At 61.2% G+C, this 16,600-nt stretch carries 17 protein-coding genes and 1 tRNA gene; 3 read left to right on the top strand and 15 right to left on the bottom strand.

From position 1 onward, the window contains the following. Window positions 1-120 precede the first annotated feature (120 nt). Window positions 121-369: a hypothetical protein gene (locus BM136_RS02490; protein ID WP_092969985.1), complete on the top strand. Its 249-nt coding sequence runs from the start codon at window positions 121-123 to the stop codon at window positions 367-369. Next, window positions 366-1,436, top strand: a complete 1,071-nt coding sequence (locus BM136_RS02485; RefSeq protein WP_092969983.1) for a tyrosine-type recombinase/integrase — start codon at window positions 366-368, stop codon at window positions 1,434-1,436. Before BM136_RS02490 ends, BM136_RS02485 begins: the two co-directional genes overlap by 4 nt. 258 nt (window positions 1,437-1,694) lie before the next feature. On the opposite strand, the gene BM136_RS02475 is transcribed toward BM136_RS02485, so the two are convergent. From BM136_RS02475 to BM136_RS02405, 15 genes are all read right to left on the bottom strand, one after another. After that, entirely contained in the window at window positions 1,695-2,126 is a 432-nt protein-coding gene (locus BM136_RS02475; protein ID WP_092969981.1) for a MerR family transcriptional regulator, read from the bottom strand. A gap of 71 nt (window positions 2,127-2,197) precedes the next feature. Next, window positions 2,198-2,614, bottom strand: coding sequence for an integration host factor subunit alpha (locus BM136_RS02470; protein ID WP_092969979.1), 417 nt, complete (start codon window positions 2,612-2,614; stop codon window positions 2,198-2,200). Between the two features lie 78 nt (window positions 2,615-2,692). Continuing rightward, window positions 2,693-5,122 carry a phenylalanine--tRNA ligase subunit beta gene (pheT, locus tag BM136_RS02465; RefSeq protein WP_092969977.1) on the bottom strand — a complete coding sequence of 810 codons (2,430 nt, stop codon included), beginning with the start codon at window positions 5,120-5,122 and terminating at the stop codon, window positions 2,693-2,695. Window positions 5,123-5,185: 63 nt separating this feature from the next. After that, the gene (pheS, locus tag BM136_RS02460) at window positions 5,186-6,220 is read right to left on the bottom strand and encodes a phenylalanine--tRNA ligase subunit alpha (RefSeq protein WP_027681227.1); all 1,035 of its coding nucleotides are present in this window, start codon (window positions 6,218-6,220) and stop codon (window positions 5,186-5,188) included. Window positions 6,221-6,362: 142 nt separating this feature from the next. After that, window positions 6,363-6,719, bottom strand: a complete 357-nt coding sequence (gene rplT / locus BM136_RS02455) for a 50S ribosomal protein L20 (RefSeq protein ID WP_012762124.1) — start codon at window positions 6,717-6,719, stop codon at window positions 6,363-6,365. 28 nt (window positions 6,720-6,747) lie between these two features. Then, complete coding sequence (gene rpmI, locus BM136_RS02450; protein ID WP_004636003.1) at window positions 6,748-6,945, bottom strand: 50S ribosomal protein L35; 198 nt, start codon at window positions 6,943-6,945, stop codon at window positions 6,748-6,750. A 167-nt stretch (window positions 6,946-7,112) separates the two neighbouring features. After that, window positions 7,113-7,643: a translation initiation factor IF-3 gene (gene infC / locus BM136_RS02445; RefSeq protein WP_081311267.1), complete on the bottom strand. Its 531-nt coding sequence runs from the start codon at window positions 7,641-7,643 to the stop codon at window positions 7,113-7,115. Window positions 7,644-7,679: 36 nt separating this feature from the next. Then, window positions 7,680-9,587 (bottom strand): threonine--tRNA ligase, encoded by a 1,908-nt coding sequence (gene thrS, locus BM136_RS02440; RefSeq protein WP_092969975.1) that lies wholly within the window; start codon window positions 9,585-9,587, stop codon window positions 7,680-7,682. Window positions 9,588-9,962: 375 nt separating this feature from the next. Beyond that, window positions 9,963-10,039 (bottom strand) — tRNA-Val (locus tag BM136_RS02435). 22 nt (window positions 10,040-10,061) lie between these two features. Next, window positions 10,062-12,287, bottom strand: a complete 2,226-nt coding sequence (locus BM136_RS02430) for a RelA/SpoT family protein (protein ID WP_092969973.1) — start codon at window positions 12,285-12,287, stop codon at window positions 10,062-10,064. Between the two features lie 39 nt (window positions 12,288-12,326). Further along, the gene (locus BM136_RS02425; RefSeq protein ID WP_092969971.1) at window positions 12,327-12,695 is read right to left on the bottom strand and encodes a RidA family protein; all 369 of its coding nucleotides are present in this window, start codon (window positions 12,693-12,695) and stop codon (window positions 12,327-12,329) included. Window positions 12,696-12,725: 30 nt separating this feature from the next. Next, the gene (locus tag BM136_RS02420; protein WP_092969969.1) at window positions 12,726-13,595 is read right to left on the bottom strand and encodes an alpha/beta fold hydrolase; all 870 of its coding nucleotides are present in this window, start codon (window positions 13,593-13,595) and stop codon (window positions 12,726-12,728) included. 145 nt (window positions 13,596-13,740) lie between these two features. Beyond that, a complete protein-coding gene (locus BM136_RS02415) occupies window positions 13,741-14,520 on the bottom strand; it encodes a 3-hydroxybutyrate dehydrogenase (RefSeq protein ID WP_092969967.1) in 780 nt (259 codons plus the stop codon). Between the two features lie 22 nt (window positions 14,521-14,542). After that, window positions 14,543-15,178 (bottom strand): 3-oxoacid CoA-transferase subunit B, encoded by a 636-nt coding sequence (locus tag BM136_RS02410; RefSeq protein ID WP_024975498.1) that lies wholly within the window; start codon window positions 15,176-15,178, stop codon window positions 14,543-14,545. A 10-nt stretch (window positions 15,179-15,188) separates the two neighbouring features. Then, window positions 15,189-15,890, bottom strand: a complete 702-nt coding sequence (locus tag BM136_RS02405) for a CoA transferase subunit A (protein ID WP_092969965.1) — start codon at window positions 15,888-15,890, stop codon at window positions 15,189-15,191. A 153-nt stretch (window positions 15,891-16,043) separates the two neighbouring features. Here BM136_RS02405 and BM136_RS02400 point away from each other — a divergent pair, with 153 nt between their 5' ends. Further along, window positions 16,044-16,589, top strand: a complete 546-nt coding sequence (locus BM136_RS02400; protein ID WP_004636022.1) for a LuxR C-terminal-related transcriptional regulator — start codon at window positions 16,044-16,046, stop codon at window positions 16,587-16,589. Window positions 16,590-16,600: the final 11 nt, after the last annotated feature.

Genomic DNA, 16,600 nt, shown 5'->3' with positions numbered 1-16,600 from the left:
ACGATGACGATAGCTGCAGCCCACCAGCGCAGCGACTCACGATAGAGGTTTGATCGATACATCGCGCCATCGTAGGTGGCGCATGCCCGCTAGAGTGCGGGCGCAACAGGATTTGACATCATGAACCAACGACTGATGACCGAAGCCGATCTGTACCGAGTGACCAAACTGAAGCAGAACGCGGCGCGCGTGCGCTGGTTCTTGATGAACTTCGGCGTAAGGCCCGTGCAGAGCGCGGACGGCAGCCTGACCCTGACATGGGGAGCCTACGAGATCATGCAGGCCCGGCGCGCCGGCGGCGTGACGCCATCGAATGACGCGCACGCGGCGGCTCGGCCCAAGCTCGTGCGTGTGGGTAGAGCAGCATGAACGCACGCCGTCGCACGAAACCAGACGGGCTGCCCAGCCGCGTCTACAAGCGCAACGGTAGCTTCCACTGGGTCCGGCCGAACGATCAGAAGTGGATCAAGCTGTGTCGCATCGATGACGGTGAAACGCGCATGTACGAGCGTCTGGCGGACGAGAAGCGCAAGGTGTCGATCGATGTTGGCGAGCGCACCATGCCGCGCCTCGTGCGTATCTACATGGATCAGCACGTGGCCGGCTACGCGGCATCGTATCGGGCTGAGTGGGAACGCCGCGGCGAGGTTGTGCGCACTGCTTTTGCGAACTTCGACATCGAGCTGGTGGACGTCGAGGCCTGCGAAGAATTTCTGACCAGCAACTGGGGCAACAAGCTCAACACGCAGAGGGCCATGAAGGCGTGGCTCCAGTCGTTCTTTTCCTGGGCGGTGCGCAAGAGACACATCCAGATCAACCCAGTGCGTGAGATCAAGGTGAAAAAACCGAAGGTGCGAAAGGTCTACATCCGGCCTGAGCACTTCGTCGCCATCCGCGACGCGCTTACCGTGGCCGCCGACGGTAAGAAGACGCCGACTGGCCCCATGATGCAGGTGTTCGTCGATCTGTGTTACCTGACGTGCCAGCGCTCGACCGAGATCCGCAACCTCCGCTGGGCAGACATCGACGCCAAGCGAAAGCTGATCCGGTTCGTGCCCACCAAGACGGAAGACAGCAGCGGCGAGGCCGTGGACTGGCCGCTCACGCCCGAGATTGAGGAAGTGCTGAAGCGCGCCAAGAAGATCGAGCCCATCGGCGGCGACTATGTGGTGCGGGACAAGAACGGCAAGCCAAAGACGGCGGCAGCCTGCCGCGATGCGTGGAACGACGCCAAGGCACGCGCCGGCCTGACCGACACGGGCTACACGATCAAGGACATTCGCGCCCAGGCGCTGACCGATGCCAAGCGCGCTGGGTACGACATCGACGAGCTGCAGATCGCGGGCGCGCACACTGATCGGGCAACAACCGAGGGCTACATCAAGCAGCGCGACGTGCCGGTTTCAAACGTTCGTCTCACGCTGCCGGCGGCCTGAAATTCTGTCAAATATGAGCCACCCGACGTGCCGGAAAGCCGCATGGCCACGTGCTTAAGAAATAAGCACAATATTGGACAGTTTTCTTAGAAACCGTTGACCGGCGCGGTTTTGCGACTGATTGCGCACCTACATGGGGTGCAGGTGGTCGGAGGTTCAAATCCTCTCGCCCCGACCAAAACAAAAGCCCGCGTAACGGATCACGTTACGCGGGCTTTTTCGTTTCTATCTGAGCGCTTCTTGTCTGCAATATCGGCTTTATGGCTTGTCGGTACGCAGCACTTCCAACACGGCCGACAGCTCACGCCGCAAGTCCTGAACATCGACCGACGCGCTCGCAGCGACGGACATCGGCGCCGCAACCTCCATTTCCAATTCTTCGGCCTCGACCGGCGACGCTGCGGCCACGCCATGCCGCAACTCGTCCAGCCGGTTCCGCGCGCCATTGATCGTGAAGCCCTGCTCATACAGCAGCTCGCGAATACGCCGGATCAGCAGCACTTCATGATGCTGGTAGTAACGCCGATTGCCGCGTCGCTTGACGGGCTTGAGCTGTGTGAACTCCTGCTCCCAATAGCGCAGCACGTGCGGCTTGACTGCGCACAGGTCGCTCACTTCGCCAATGGTGAAGTAGCGTTTGGCAGGAATCGGCGGCAGGTTGACCCGCTCCGTGTGTTTATCGGCGGCCATACAGGGCTGAACTACAGGGCTGGCGAAAGAAACGGATTGAACGGACAGCTGAACGAGATCACGCAGCAGAGTTACGCGACGTCGACAGGCAGCGGCTCGACGCGCTCTTCAACGAGCGCCTTGAGCTTCTGGCTCGCATGGAACGTAACGACGCGACGCGCGGTAATGGGGATGATCTCCCCCGTCTTTGGGTTTCGGCCCGGGCGCTGCGGCTTGTCGCGCAACTGGAAGTTACCGAAGCCGGACAGCTTGACGCTATCACCCTGTTCGAGCGCCTCGCGAATCACGTCGAAAAATGCCTCGACCATGTCCTTCGACTCACGCTTGTTCAAGCCGACCTGCTCGAACAGCATCTCGGCAAGCTCGGCCTTGGTAAGCGTCGGCACGTCCTGACCGCGCGCATCACGTGCGTCGGCCAATGCTGCCGAAGAAGAACCGAGCGAGTCGCCCAAGGATGCCGCCAACGCTGGCGCGTGTTGATCGTTCATAGGATTCGCTTAGCGTATTCGATCCGAATGCGGAGGTTCGTTCGAGCTGTCTCTAGCGCAGTGCGGACGTCTGAGACGTCAAGCGCGCAGGCGCGCGCCAAATGCATCGCCGGCCGCTCGAATCAGTTGCTGTGTGGCGGCCTCGACAATGTCGTCCTGAAGGGTGCTGTCAGTATCTTGCAACGTAATTCTGAAGGCAAGGCTTTTCTCCTGCGCCCCAATGGCAGCCGTGGCGGCCTTCGGACGGAACTCATCGAACAGCACAACGCCCTGCAGATAACGCTGCCAAGGGGTGCCGACAGCCGTTTTCTCGAACGTGTCGACCAGATCCTGCACCGCCACATCCTGGCGCACAACCAGCGCGATGTCGCGCGTCACGGCCGGCACACGTGGCACTTCACGATACTTCGGCAAGCCTACTGCGGTAATGGCGTCTAGCTCGACTTCCCACGCCACCGGTGCAGTCGCCAGATCGTACTTCTGCAGCCAACGCGGATGCAGTTCACCGATCCAGCCGATGGCGCGGCCATTCAGCACCACGCGCGCGGAGCGCCCCGGATGCAGCGCGGGATGTTCGGCGCGCTCGAAACGCGCCTGCAGCGGCCACAGCAGCGACTCGACATCGCCCTTCACATCGAAGAAATCGACCGGACGGGTCTGCACGCCCCACTGCTCTTCCTTCGACGGACCATATGCAATGCCGCCCGCCATCATCGGTTGCGCGTAGCCGGCGATCGACAGGCCACCGTCGGCGACGCTCGCATCGCGGTGGAACACACGTCCCACCTCGAACATACGCACGCGCGAAGCCTTGCGATTCAGGTTGTAGCGCACCTTGTCCAGCAAACCGCCGATGAGCGTGCTGCGCATCACCGAGTACTGGCTGGCAATCGGATTCAGCAGCGGAATCGGGTTGGTGTTGCCAGCAAAGTCGGCTTCCCATTCGGTCTCGACAAAGGCGAAGTTGACGACCTCGTGGTAATCGCGTGCGGCCACGGCATGACGCACGTCGTGCATCGTGCGATGCGCCTCGTCGGTCGGGCGCATCGCGCTCTCGGCCACCGGCGGCTTGGCGGGAATCTGCTCGAAACCGTAGATGCGGGCGACTTCTTCGATCAGGTCTTCCTCGATTTCGAGATCGAAGCGATACGACGGCGGTTCGACGATAAACACGTCGCCGTCCACGCTGAACGTGAGGCCGAGGCGCTTGAACACGTCCGCCACAACGTCGTGCGACAGCGGAATACCGAGCACACGTGCAGCACGTGCGACACGCATGCGCACCGGTTCGCGCTTGGGCAAGTTGACAATCTGATCGTCGATCGGGCCAGCCTGGCCGCCGCAGATTTCCAGGATCAGCGCGCTGATGCGCTCGATGTGTTCAACGGTCGTCGCATAGTCAACGCCGCGCTCGAAGCGATGGCCGGCATCGGTCGAGAAGTTGTAGCGGCGTGCACGGCCCTGGATGGCTTCCGGCCACCAGAATGCGGCCTCGACGTAGATGTTCTGCGTATCGAGCGTGACGGCCGTCTTGTCACCGCCCATGATGCCGGCAAGGCTTTCGATGGCCTGCTCGTCCGAGATCACGCCGACCTTCTCGTCGACGGTGATGGTGTCGCCATTGAGCAGCTTCAGCTGTTCGCCAGCCTTGCCCCAGCGCACCGTCAGGCCGCCGTGGATCTTGTCCAGGTCGAACACGTGCGACGGACGCCCCAGCTCCAGCATCACGTAATTCGAAATATCGACCAGCGCCGACACGCTGCGCATGCCCGCGCGCTCGATGCGCGAGACCATCCAGGTCGGGGTCTTCGCATGCGCATTTACGCCGCGGATGATGCGACCAGAAAAGCGACCGCACAGGTCCGGCGCCTCAACCTTGACGGGCAGCTTGTCAGCCAGCGCTACCGCAACGGGTGCCATCGACGGCATGGTGATCGGTGTGCCCGTCAGAGCGGAAACTTCACGTGCCACGCCGTGGATCGACAGGCAGTCCGCCTTGTTGGGCGTGAGTTTAATGATGAAGATCTGGTCGTCCAGATCGAGTACCTTGCGGATGTCTTCGCCCACCGGCGTGTCTTCCGGCAGGATCAGGAGGCCGCCGTGGTCTTCCGACAGCTTCAGCTCGCGCGCCGAACACAGCATGCCGTAGCTCTCCACGCCACGCAGCTTGCCGATCTTGATCTTGAACGGCTTGCCATCTTCGCCAGGCGGCAGCTCGGCGCCGACCATCGCGCACGGCACCTTGATGCCTACCGACACATTCGGCGCGCCGCAGACGATCTGCAGCAGCTCGCCCGTACCCGCATCGACCTTACACACGTTGAGGCGATCGGCGTCCGGGTGCTTGTTCACCTCGACCACATGGCCGACAACGATCTGCGAGAACGGCGGCGCAACGGGGTCGACCTCTTCCACCTCGAGGCCAGCCATCGTCAGACGATGGGAGAGTTCATCCGTGGTGATCGACGGATTGACGAAACTGCGAAGCCAGGATTCCGGAAATTGCATGGCGCGACAGGAAAGAGAATTCGATTAACGGGGCGATAAAGTACCAGTGCGAGCGCTCGGCGCTTACGCGAACTGGCGCAGGAAACGCACATCGCCCTCGAAGAACAGGCGCAGGTCGTTGATGCCATAACGCAGCATCGTCAGGCGCTCCAGGCCGGAGCCGAACGCAAAGCCGATGTAGCGCTCAGGGTCCAGGCCCATGTTGCGTACCACGGTCGGGTGCACCTGGCCGGAACCGGAGATCTCCAGCCATTTACCGTTGCCGAATGCCATGTCGATCTCGGCCGACGGCTCGGTGAACGGGAAATACGACGGGCGGAAACGCACCTGGATGTCGTCGCGCTCGAAGAAATTGCGCAGGAAATCGGTATAGACGCCCTTCAGGTCGGCAAAGCTGATGTTGTCTGCAATCCAGAGGCCTTCGACCTGATGGAACATCGGCGAGTGCGTGGCATCGCTGTCAACGCGGTACGTGCGCCCCGGAGCGATGACCTTGATCGGCGGAATGCGGTCGAGATGCTTGTACTTCTCGACGTGCATGCGGGCATAGCGCACCTGCATCGGGCTGGTGTGCGTGCGCAGCAGCAGAAGCTTGTCTTCGCTATCGCGACCGTCGATGTAGAACGTGTCCTGCATCGAGCGCGCCGGATGGTTGTCCGGATTGTTCAGCGCCGTGAAGTTCATCCAATCCGATTCGATTTCGGGGCCGTCAGCCACATCGAAACCGATCGAACCGAAAATCTTGGCGACCCGCTCCCAGGTATTCATCACCGGGTGCAGACTACCCTCGGCCACATCGCGGCCTGGCAGCGTTACGTCGATCGCCTCGGCTGCAAGGCGGGCGTTCATCAGCGCATCAGCCAGCGCCTGGCGGCGGGCGTTCAGCGCCTCCTCAACACGGCTCTTGGCTTGGTTGATGCGCGCGCCTTCGGACTTGCGCGTCTCCGGATCGAGCTTGCCCAAGCCTTTGAGCAAGTCGGTCAGCACGCCGGACTTGCCGAGAAAGCGCGCCTTCTCGTTTTCCAGCGAGGCGTTGTCCTCCACGGAGGCAAACGCGTTTTGGGCATCGACGACGACTTGATCCAGATCCAGTGACATGGGAAGGCGAGCGAAAAAATTCGGGGTGATTCGGGTCCGCGAAATGCGCGGAATAAAAAACGGGGCTCGGTGAGAGCCCCGTCAGGGTGATCAGCCGGCAAACTTACTGGGCAATTCCAGCGGCCTGCCCGGCCAATCCAATTCAGGCGACGTTGGCTTTCACCTGGTTCACGATGGCAGCAAAAGCCACCTTGTCGTGAATGGCCATGTCCGACAGCACCTTGCGGTCCAGCTCGATGGACGCCTTCTTCAGGCCGTTCATGAACTTGCTGTAGGTCAGACCATGCTCGCGTGCGCCAGCGTTGATACGTGCAATCCAGAGCGCACGGAACACGCGCTTCTTGTTGCGACGATCGCGGTAGGCGTACTGACCAGCACGCATGACCGCCTGCTTGGCGATGCGATAGACGTTATTGCGGCGGCCGCGGTAACCCTTGGCTGCGCTGATAACCTTCTTATGACGGGCCCGCGCTGTGACCCCACGTTTTACTCGAGGCATGAAATGCTCCTTTCGTAGTTAGTTAGGGTTAGGCGTACGGCATCATTGCGCGAACGGACTTCAGGTTCGTCTCATGGACGCCCTCGGTACCGCGCAGGTGACGCTTGTTCTTGGTGGTCTTCTTGGTCAGGATGTGACGCTTGAAGGCTTGGCCACGTTTGATCGTGCCACCAGGACGGGCAGTAAAGCGCTTGGAGGCGCTTTTCTTCGTCTTCATCTTCGGCATGGAACAACTCCGCTTTTGACATGAAGCCAGGTGGACGGCTGGCGCCGACACTTGCAAGACCCGGGCTCACTTGTTGTATCGCGGCGGGTTTTGACACCTGCCGCGTTTTCCGACGTTTCCGTCTGGAACCTACTCAGCGCGGTCGGAATCGCCCGACCGCCACTGCATTACTTTTTCTTCTTGGGCGCCAACATCATCACTGCCTGGCGACCTTCCATCTTCGGCATCTGCTCAACCTGACCGAATTCCTCCAGGTCAGATTTGATACGCTCCAGCACGCGCATGCCGAGTTCCTGGTGAGCCATTTCGCGGCCGCGGAAACGCAAGGTAACTTTTACCCTGTCACCATCTTCCAGGAAGCGTGTCGCGTTGCGCAGCTTGACGCCGTAGTCGTTGTCGTCGGTGCCAGGGCGGAACTTGACTTCCTTCACCTGGATGACCTTCTGCTTCAGCTTGGCTTCGTGAGCCTTCTTCTGCTCCGAATACCTAAACTTGCCATAGTCCATCAGGCGGCAGACTGGCGGCGTTGCAGTCGGCGCGATCTCGACCAAGTCGACGTCCTTCTCTTCTGCCAGACGCAGCGCGTCGAACAGTTTGACGATGCCGAGCGCCTCATTATCAACCCCGGTTAGCCGGACTTCCGGCGCGGTGATCTCGCGGTTGAGGCGGTGAGAAGATTTGTCAGTAGCGATGTTGATGTCCTCGAAGAATCAAAAAAACAGGCCGTGCCCAGCTCATGACTTGTTGGCGAGATCGTTCTGCAGTCGCTCAACGAACGCCGACACCGGCATGGAGCCTAGATCGACGTTGCCACGGGCACGCACGGCCACCTGATTTTCATCCCGCTCTTTGTCGCCAACCACAACCTGGTATGGGACCTTCTGCACGGAATGCTCGCGGATTTTATACCCAATCTTCTCATTCCGCAAATCGACGATCGCCCTAAATCCTTGTTTTTGCAGGGATTGCGCAACGGATTGTGCGTATTCGGCGTGCGAATCGGTGATGCTGAGCACCGCAACCTGCACTGGTGAAAGCCACGTCGGCAGCGCTCCGGCATATTGCTCGATCAAGATACCGATAAAGCGCTCTAGGCTGCCGACAATGGCCCGGTGCAGCATGATGGGGCGATGGCGCGCGCCATCTTCGCCAACAAACTCGGCATCCAAGCGTTCCGGCAGGTTCGGGTCGACCTGAATCGTGCCGCATTGCCATTGACGGCCAAGCGCATCCTTAAGCACATATTCGATCTTCGGACCGTAAAACGCACCCTCGCCTGGCAGATACTCGAACTCGCAACCCGAGGCACGCAAACCTTCGGCCAATGCGGCTTCGGCGCGATCCCAGCTTTCTTCGGTGCCGATGCGCTTGTCCGGCCGCGTCGATAGCTTGTAGAGAATCTCGGTAAAGCCGAAATCCTTGTAGACCTTCTGCAGCAACGTCGTAAACGCCGTCACCTCGGCCTGGATCATGTCTTCCGTGCAGAAGATGTGGCCGTCGTCCTGCGTGAAGCCGCGCACGCGCATGATGCCGTGTAGGCCACCCGAAGGCTCGTTGCGGTGGCAGGCACCGAATTCACCGAAGCGCAGCGGCAGATCGCGATAGCTCTTGATCCCCTGTTTGTAGATGAGGATGTGGCCAGGGCAGTTCATCGGCTTGAGCGCGTATTCGCGCTTTTCCGATTCCGTGATGAACATGTTCTCGCGGTACTTGTCCCAGTGGCCGGTCTTCTCCCACAACGACTTGTCGAGAATCTGCGGCCCCTTTACTTCCTGGTAGCCGTTCTCGCGGTACACGCGGCGCATGTACTGCTCGATCTCCTGCCACAGCGTCCAGCCCTTCGGGTGCCAGAACACCGTGCCAGGCGAGTACTCGTCGATATGGAAGAGGTCCAGCTCGCGGCCGAGCTTGCGGTGGTCGCGCTTTTCGGCCTCCTCCAGCATGTGCAGGTAGGCTTCCTGGTCCTCCTTCTTGGCCCAGGCCGTGCCATAGATGCGCTGGAGCATCTCGTTGTTGTGGTCGCCGCGCCAGTAGGCACCAGCCACCTTCATCAGCTTGAAGACCTTGAGTTTGCCCGTGGACGGCACGTGCGGGCCGCGGCAGAGATCAACGAAATTGCCTTCGCGGTACAGACCAATTTCCTGATCCTCAGGAATGGAGGCAATGATCTCGGCCTTGTACTTTTCGCCCATGCCCTGGAACAGCTTGACGGCTTCGTCGCGGCTCAGCACTTCACGCGTAACCGTCTCGTCTTTCTTGGCAAGTTCACCCATCTTCTTTTCGATGGCGACGAGATCTTCGGGCGTGAAGGGACGCTTGTAGGCGAAGTCGTAGTAGAAGCCGTTCTCGATGACCGGACCGATGGTGACCTGCGCGTCCGGATACAACTCCTTGACTGCGTAAGCCAGCAAGTGGGCCGTAGAGTGACGGATCACGTCGACGCCGTCGGCGTCCTTGTCTGTGATGATGGCGAGCTTCGCATCGCGGTCAATCGTGTAGCTCGTGTCGACCATCTGGCCGTCCACGCGGCCAGCCAGCGCGGCCTTGGCCAGCCCAGCTCCGATGCTCTGTGCCACTTCGGCCACCGTCACCGGGCCGGGAAACTCACGCCGGGAACCATCCGGCAACGTGATTGCGATCATGCTTGCTCCTGTGGAGTCACCGTTGCGCGTTTGAGAGATGCGCAGCGGCCGTTATTCTGTCGTGCGCCACGCCAAATCAGCGCAGCAGGTTGTCGAATCGAATGCTTCGAAGCGCTTTCAGCTTGATCGCCACGCGTGACACGAAACTGCGGACGAAAAAAAACGCGGCCAAGGCCGCGTTTTCATTTGCGCCATCCACCGCTTGGGCAGACCGCAAAGGGCGAAAAACGCACCTTGACTACTGTCGCTCCGAAGCGGTTGTAGTTCGCGGTGCCCGAATCATATTTCGCCTTGTGTTCAGTTGTACGGGACAAACCCGGGAATTGCGAGGATGACGGCTTGGACACCCTACCCGACGCGTCCTGCCAAATGCGTTGGTAGGCTCGATTGGACTCGAACCAACGACCCCCACCATGTCAAGGTGGTGCTCTAACCAGCTGAGCTACGAGCCTGCCGAAGAACGAAACTATACCGTCACTTCCTTCGGGCTGTCAATACCCCCTGCACTTCTTCGATCAACGTCAGCGCGCGCTGCAGTTGTGTCGCCTCTGACACTTCCGCGGTGAACTGCATTTTTGCGACGCCCTTGCTCGACAGCGTGCGCACCCCGGTCACGTTGATCTTCTCGCGCGAGAGGATTTCCGAGATGTCGCGCAACAAGCCCTGCCGGTCCAGTGCCTCGACCTGGATGTCGATCGGGTAGACCGAATCGCTGCGTTGGCCCCATTCCGTCTGGATCACGCGGCCGGGCGCGCGCGCGGCAAGCTGCTGGAACGTCGCACAGCTCTGCCGGTGAATCGATACGCCACGCCCGCGCGTGACAAAGCCCACGATCGGGTCGGGCGGCGCAGGCTTGCAGCAACGCGACATCTGCGTGAGGAGCGAATCGACGCCCACCACCAATACGCCGCTCTTGGCGCCGCGAGCCACGCTGGTGGCGCGGCTCTTCTTGGTAATGGCCGCTTCGTCGTCGACGGGGGCGGGGGGCGGCGCCCCATCCGAGCGCAAAACAGCCTCGATGCGACGCAGGCTCAGCTCGTCCTTGGCGACCACAGCATAGAGATCGTCCGGCGTCTTGTAGCCGAGCTTGGCGGCCAGCTCTTCCAGGTTGACGGCGGTCTTGCCTTCGCGCTGCAGCGTCTTGTCGATGAGCGCACGGCCCTGCGCAAGGGTCTCTTCCAGCTCCATCGCGTTGAACCACGCGCGCACTTTCGTGCGGGCACGCGGGCTGACGAGATAGTGCAGCTCGGTGTTCAGCCAATCGCGCGACGGCCCGCCCTGCTTGACGGTGACGATCTCGACGGTCTGGCCGTTCTTGAGCGGCGTATTCAGCGGCACCATCGTGCCGTCGACGCGCGCGCCGCGGCAGCGGTGGCCGAGATCACTGTGCAGGTAGTAGGCGAAGTCGACCGGCGTTGCACCTTGCGGCAACGCGATCACGCGCGCCTGCGGTGTCAGCACGTAAATGTGATCATCCAGCTCGGTGTGCTTGAGTTGCTCCCACGGGGAATCCTCGTGCGCGACGATGTGCTCGGCGTCGTCCTTCCAGGCGAGCAGTTGGCGAAGCCAGGCGATTTTCTCGTCGTAGCGCTCGCTGGCGGAGAACTGTCCGGCATAGCCCTTGTTGCCCGCCTCCTTGTAGCGCCAGTGCGCGGCCACGCCGTACTCGGCGAAGTGGTGCATCTCCCGCGTACGGATCTGCACCTCCAGCGCGCGGCCGTCGTCTCCGATCACCACCGTATGCAGCGACATGTAGCCGTTGGCCTTCGGACGCGAGATGTAGTCGTCAAACTCCTTCGGGATCGGCTGCCACATGTGGTGCACGAAACCGAGCACCGTATAGCAATCCTTGATGTCGTCGACGATGACGCGGAAGGCTCGCACGTCGTACAGATCGGCAAAGTCGAGTTCCTTGCCGCGCATCTTTTTCCAGATGCTATAGATGTGCTTGGGCCGACCGCTTACCTCCGCCTGAATGCCGGCGTCGTGCAACGTCTTTTGCAGTTGCGCGATGGCCTGGCCGATGAACTTCTCGCGTTCGATGCGCTTTTCATCCAGCAAGCGGGCAATGCGCTTGTAAGTGTCGGGATCCTCAAAGCGAAAGCCCAGATCCTCAAGCTCCCACTTGAGCTGCCAGATGCCCAGGCGGTTAGCCAGCGGTGCGTAGATATCCAGCGTTTCGCGCGCCATGCCGTCCGGCGCCGGACGTTTCGTCTGCGCAAGCCAGCGCAGTGATTGCAGCCGCGACGCTAGCCGGATCAGCACCACGCGAATGTCTTGCGCGAACGCGAGCAACATCTTGCGCAATGCCTCGACTTGCGCACGGCGCGCTTCAGCTTCGTTCTTGCGCGTGATGCTAGCATCGGTCGGGCTGGCGAGACCGGCAATCGCGCCAATGCGCAGCAGTTGCCGCACGTCGTGTACGAGCTTGACAACCTCGCCACCGAACGCGGGCTCGAGCGCCTTTTCGTTGTCCATTGCCAGCGTGGGCAACAGAAACAGCGCGGCCGCCTGCAACGACGGCGTATCGACGCGCAGCCCTTCAAGGATGGCGATCGTGCCGCGCGCGTGCGACTCCAGCGGCTCGCCGGTCAGCGTGACGCTGTCTGCGGCATTCGCCACGAGGTATTCGATCGCCCGTGCGACCTGCTCTGCCGCCGTTCCGTGCCCCTCGGCCGGCCGTTCGGTCTTGTTCTCCATGATGCGTCCTGCTTGCGTCTGGCCTGTTGCGCGACGGGCTCAGTTCTTCTGTGCGGCCGTCACGACGATTTCGATGCGGTACTTCGGATTGGCCAGCGCAGCCTCAACGGTGGCGCGCGGCGGCGAGTTCTTTGAGTCGGCGGCAACCCACTGGTCCCACACCTTGTTCATCTCGCCAATCTCGCCGATGTCTTTCAGGAAGATCTGGCACATCAGGATGCGTGTCTTGTCGCTGGCGTTGGCGGCGAGCACGCGGTCGATGATGGCGAGCACTTCTGCGGTCTGCTCGGCAATGCCGGCGTCCAGTGTGGTCTCAGGCACCTGGCCTGCCACATAGACGACACCGTTGTAGACGGCTGCGTCGGAATAGCGGTGCTCAACGTTGTAACGCTTCAGTTCAGTGCTCATCTTGCAAATCGAATGAGGTCAAGCAAACGGTCATTGACCGAGAAAGAATTTGCGGGCGATCGCCACCTGATCCGGCTGGATGAAGGTCGGCGCATGGCCCACATCGGGAATTTCCACCGTGTTCACATGCTGGCCGCGCTGCATCATGGCTTCGACTGTCTCGCGCGTCAGCAAATCGGAATGCGCGCCGCGCACCACCAGCACCTCGCCGGGAATCGCCTCGAACAGTTTCCACAGCGTGGCTTCGCCAGCGGCGATCATTTCCGGCGTGGTGTTCTTGAATGGCTCGGCCAGGCGCGGATCGTAATGCAGAATCCACTCGCCGCCCTGCGGTTTCAGAATCGCGGCATTCAGTTCACGCCATTGATCCGGCGTGTGGGGGCCGAACGAAGCGCTGATCGTCTTCAGGTACGCCAGCCCTTCATCGAAGGTCTTGAAGCGTACGTTCAGGCCGAGGTAAGCACCGATGCGCGTCAACGACGATTCCGTCACACGCGGGCCCACATCGTTGAGCAGCAGCTTGCGAATCGGCGATTTCGGCAAGCCTGCCAAACCGATGCCGATCAGACCGCCCATCGAGGTCCCGAACCAATCGACGGATTCCGCATTTACGCGCGCGAGCAGCGTGACCATGTCGGACGCGTATTGCGGTAGCACATAGCCTTTCGGATCGGCCAGCCAATCGGAGCGCCCGCGGCCCACCACATCGGGGCAGATGACGCGATAGTCATTGCACAGCGCCTGCGCCAGTACGTCGAAATCGCGCCCCGTGCGCGAGAGGCCATGCACGCAAACCAGCACACGCGGATTCTGTGCGTCGCCCCACTCGTGATACGCCATCCGATGCAAGCCGGACGGGCTCAGGCATTGCACGAAGGCAAGGCGCGGCGAAACTGGCATGAACAACTCCTACACGTGAATGACGGAGACAGCAAAGCCTGATTGTACGCGGGCCCGCGAGCATGCGACGGCGCAGCAGGCATGCGCTGTCCATCAAAAACAAAAAAGCCCCGCCGGAGCGAGGCTTTTTTTGAAACAGATCGGCTTACTGCGCGACCCAGCCACCATCCATGTTCCACGCCACGCCGCGCACCTGCTCGGCCGCATCGCTGCACAGGAAGACCGCCAGCGCGCCGAGCTGATCGGGCGTAACGAACTCGCCCGACGGCTGCTTTTCCATCAGCAGATCCTTCTTGGCCTCGAGCGCGGACAGGCCGTCCTTCTCGGCGCGCGCATCGATCTGCTTCTGCACGAGCGGCGTCAGCACCCAGCCCGGACAGATCGCGTTGGACGTGATGCCCGTCTGTGCCGTCTCCAGCGCCACCGATTTGGTGAACCCGACGATGCCGTGCTTGGCCGCCACATACGCCGATTTCTGCGCCGATGCCACCAACCCATGCGCCGAAGCGATATTGATGATGCGGCCCCAGTTCTTGCGCTTCATGCCCGGCACGGCAAGCCGCGTCGTGTGGAAAGCCGAGGTGAGGTTGATGGCGATGATGGCATCCCAGCGCTCGGTCGGGAAATCCTCCACGTTGGCCACGTACTGGATGCCGGCATTGTTGACGAGGATGTCCACGCCGCCGAATTCTGCATCGGCGTAGGCGAACATCGCTTCGATCTCGGCCGCCTTGCTCATGTCGGCGCCGTGGTATCCGATACGGATGGCGTTCTTGCCTGCCGCCGCGATCTGCGCCTTGGGCGCTTCCACATCGCCAAAGCCGTTCATGATGATGTTGGCGCCCTGCGCGGCCAGCGAACAGGCGATACCCAGACCGATCCCGCTGGTCGAGCCCGTAACGAGGGCAGTTTTTCCTTGCAGCATGCGTGTCTCCGAAGGTCAGCGATTACAGCAGGTTGACGCCAGTCTTGGCTTGGATCTCTTCACGCGAAACGCCCGGCGCGGTTTCAACCAACTTCAGGCCCTGCTCGGTCACGTCGATCACGCCGAGGTCCGTAATGATGCGATCGACGACACCCACGCCCGTCAGCGGCAGAGTGCACTTGGGCAGCAGCTTCAGGTCTTCGGTGCCATCCTTCTTCTTGGCGGTATGTTCCATCAGCACGATCACGCGCTTGACGCCGGCCACGAGGTCCATCGCACCGCCCATACCCTTGACCATCTTGCCGGGGATCATCCAGTTGGCGAGGTCGCCCGTCTCACTCACCTGCATCGCGCCGAGAATCGACAGGTTGATCTTGCCGCCGCGAATCATCGCAAAGCTCTGGTCGCTGCCGAAGATGGCGCTGCCGGGCAGCGTGGTCACGGTCTGCTTGCCCGCGTTGATCAGGTCGGCGTCAACTTCGTCTTCCGTGGGGAACGGGCCGATACCGAGCATGCCGTTTTCGCTTTGCAGCCAGACTTCCTTGTCGCCGGTGTGGTTGGCTACCAGCGTCGGGATGCCGATGCCGAGGTTGACGTAGAAACCGTCTTGCAACTCCTGGGCAGCGCGCGCCGCCATTTGGTCTTGTGTCCAGGCCATGTCGGTCTCCTTAGTTGGCTGCTCGGATGGTGCGCTTTTCGATGCGCTTCTCGGGCGTGGCATTAAGCACGATGCGGTGCACGTAAATGCCAGGCAGATGAATGTCGTCCGGTGCCAAATCGCCCACTTCAACAATCTCTTCGACTTCAACGATGCAGATCTTGCCGGCGGTGGCCGCAGCCGGATTGAAGTTGCGTGCGGTCAGGTTGAAACGCAGGTTGCCGGACTTGTCGGCCACCTGCGCCTTCACCAGCGCCACATCGGGCACCAGCGAGCGCTCCATGACGTACGTCTCGCCGTCAAACTCGCGCAGCTCCTTGCCCTCGGCTACCAGCGTACCGACGCCGGTCTTGGTGAAGAATGCCGGGATGCCGGCTCCGCCGGCGCGTAGCTTTTCGGCCAGCGTGCCTTGCGGCGTGAATTCCAGCTCGAGTTCGCCAGCCAGGTACTGGCGCTCAAACTCCTTGTTCTCGCCCACATAGGACGAAATCATTTTCTTGATCTGGCGCGTTTCCAGCAGCAGGCCCAGGCCAAAGCCGTCAACGCCCGCGTTGTTGGAGATGCATGTCAGGCCCTTGACGCCCGAGTCGCGCAGTGCGGCAATCAGCGCTTCCGGAATGCCGCACAGGCCGAAGCCGCCCACGGCAATGGTCTGGCCGTCCTTGACGACGCCCGCGAGCGCCTCGCTCGCGTTGGCGAAGATTTTGTTCATGCGTGCTCCTTCCTTGGTGGTCCAACAAATCCGGCAGGGTTTTGACCGATCACACAGTTGGGGTTTGTGCGATGCAGCGCCGGAAAATAGTAACGATACAATCTGGCGAGAATACGCAAGCGTCGCGCGACGCAGCAATACGTACGAATACATATGCCCGCCCTCGACTACCAAACTGCGTTCCAGCTTGCCCCTGTCGGCATGGTGATGTCCCGCGAGCGGGTGATGCTCGACGTCAACGACGAAGCCGCCCGCATCTTCGGCCACGCGCGCACGACGATGATCGGGCAGTCGTTCGAGCTGCTCTATCCGACGCACGACGAATACGAGCGCACCGGCGCGCGCATCATTCCCGTCATGAACGCACGCGGCAGCTATTCCGACGAACGCATCATGAAGCGCGCCAATGGCGAACTGTTCTGGTGCCACGTCACGGGCCGGGCGCTAGACCGCGCCAAACCGCTGGGCGAAGGCATCTGGACGTTTGAAGATCTGTCAGCACATCGCCCCGTTACCGCAGCGCTCACGCCGCGCGAACGCGACATCGCTGCGCAACTGGTCGAGGGTAAGACCAGCAAGCAAATCGGCAAGCAGTTGGAGATCAGCCCGCGCACGGTGGAAATCTACCGCGCGCGGTTGATGAAGAAGTACGCCGCCAACACCTCGCTCGAACTTGTGCAGCGGCTGATGGGGCACTAAGCCCCAGCGCC

Source organism: Ralstonia sp. NFACC01 (assembly GCF_900115545.1).
Taxonomy (GTDB): domain Bacteria; phylum Pseudomonadota; class Gammaproteobacteria; order Burkholderiales; family Burkholderiaceae; genus Ralstonia; species Ralstonia mojiangensis.
This window is presented reverse-complemented; position numbering and strand designations above follow the sequence as displayed.